The following is a 2075-nucleotide window of genomic DNA, read 5'->3' on the forward strand; positions in this document are numbered from 1 at the left end:
GCGCATGGACAGCCTGTTCTCCACCCACCCCGCCACTGAGAACCGCATTGCAGCCTTGCAGGCGATGGCGCGCGACATGGCCGGCAGCGAAACCCGGGCTGCACCGCGCCAGGCCCCAACGCCACGCCAGGCGGACGAACTGCGGCCATCCGGCCCGTGGGATCAGACAGCACGGCCCGAGCAGCCGGCGGAGCCCGCCAAGCCCAAATCCAACCCATGGGGTCGCAATCCGACCGGGCCCAGGGGCCGGTGGTCGTGAGCGTGGCGGACAGAGGACCTCGACGCACGGTTTCAGGTGATCAGGAACACAGGGACGGCGGCGACTTCGTCGCCGGTCTCGCCGCGCGCAAGGCAGCGGCCCGCCTGCTGGCCGCCGTCATCGATGCCAGGACACCGCTTGACGGGCTGACCGATCACGAGAACGGCCACCCGCAATACAAGGCGCTCGATTTGCGCGATCGCGGCCTTGTCCGCGCCATTCTGGTCACCGCGCTGCGCTATCGCATGACCATATCGGGGCTCTTGGCGCGGCGCCTGGAAAAGCCGCTGCCGCCCAATGCCACGGCGCTGTCGCACATATTGCATGTGGCGGCCGCACAGATCCTGTTCCTCGATATTCCCGACAGCGCCGCCGTCGACATTGCGGTGACCCATGCCAAGTCCGATCCGCGCACGGTGCGGTTCTCCGGCCTCGTCAATGGCGTGCTGCGCACACTGGCACGGGCCAAGGAAACGGAATTGCCTGCCGCCCTTGCCGCCACCGACGAGGCGCCCGAATGGTTTTCCGACAGGCTGAAGACTACCTACGGCAACGAAAAGGCCAGACAGATCCTCGAAGCGCACCGCGTTGAGGCGCCGGTCGACTTCTCGGTCAAGGCCGATCCCGGACTCTGGGCCGAAAAACTCGGCGGCATCGTCCTGCCGACCGGCACGGTGCGGGTCGAGAATCTTGTCGGTCCTGTCACCGAATTGCCTGGCTTTGCCGAGGGCGCCTGGTGGGTCCAGGACGCCGCGGCCAGCCTGCCCGCCCGACTGTTCGGCGATGTCACGGGATTGCGGGTTGCCGATCTCTGCGCCGCGCCCGGCGGCAAGACCGCGCAGCTGATCGTTGCCGGCGCGAAGGTCACCGCCGTCGACACGTCAAAAAACCGGCTTGCGCGGCTGACGCAGAATCTCGAGCGCCTCGGCCTGTCCGCCGAGATCGTCCAGGCCGACCTGCTCAAATTCGAGCCGAAGGAATTGTTCGACGCCGTTCTCCTCGACGCGCCCTGCTCGTCGACCGGCACGGTGCGGCGGCACCCCGACGTGCCATGGACCAAGACTTCTGCCGATGTCGAAAAACTGGCCGACCTGCAGCGCAGGCTGCTCGCCCGCACTGTGACGCTGGTGAAGCCCGGCGGCAGGATCGTCTTTTCCAACTGTTCGCTCGATCCGCTCGAAGGCGAGGATCTCTGTCGCGCCTTTCTCGCCGGCACGCCTGAAATCACCAATGATCCGCTGCTGCAAGGCGAGATCGCCGGCATCGCTCCATTCCTGACGCCGCAAGGCACGCTGCGCACCACGCCCGCCGACCTGGACCTCGGCGCGCCGGAACGCTCAGGCCTCGACGGCTTCTTCGCCGCTCGCATGCGGCGAGCCGGCTAGGGCTTGAACTGCCGGATTTGCTGCCTTTTTTAGGCAGGACCGGGGGCAGAAGCAGGTGAACCGGCCCGGGCTCGTGGAATTCGCCTTCGCACGAATCGTGCAATCATGTAGACTCGGCGCCGGGGTAGAGGACGATCAGGAGGGGTTTTGGCACTGGCTGCCAGCAGCACGACGCGTCTGTGGACGCTTGTCGCGAAGGAGTTCTGGCGCAAAACGCGCCGGCGCCTGCGCGCCGGGCCTGTCTATCGCTGGCGCTATTCCGGCCGCACGCCGGAACGTGTGCTGATCGCACCGCCGGACCTGCGCCTCGCCGACCCGCAGATCGCACTCGAGATCTATTACGGCCGCTATCCCCTGTCGGGGCATCTGGTCGAGACCGGCGGCAAGTCGCCTTTCCAGATCAACGTGCCCAATCACGGGTGGCAGAAGAC

The 2075-nt window shown here is 66.8% G+C and carries 1 protein-coding gene and 2 pseudogenes; all 3 read left to right on the forward strand.

The window, feature by feature from the left end; translation table 11 throughout:
- A pseudogene (locus EN994_RS28725) lies at positions 1-259 on the forward strand (protease HtpX); the annotation flags it as partial.
- Complete coding sequence (locus EN994_RS28730) at positions 217-1644, forward strand: RsmB/NOP family class I SAM-dependent RNA methyltransferase (RefSeq protein WP_063169464.1); 1428 nt, start codon at positions 217-219, stop codon at positions 1642-1644. The pseudogene EN994_RS28725 and the gene EN994_RS28730, both read left to right, overlap by 43 nt.
- A 147-nt stretch (positions 1645-1791) precedes the next feature.
- Positions 1792-2075, forward strand: a pseudogene (locus tag EN994_RS28735) (heparinase); the annotation flags it as partial.

Source organism: Mesorhizobium sp. M7A.F.Ca.CA.002.09.1.1 (genome assembly GCF_003998555.1).
In the GTDB taxonomy this organism is placed as follows: domain Bacteria; phylum Pseudomonadota; class Alphaproteobacteria; order Rhizobiales; family Rhizobiaceae; genus Mesorhizobium; species Mesorhizobium ciceri.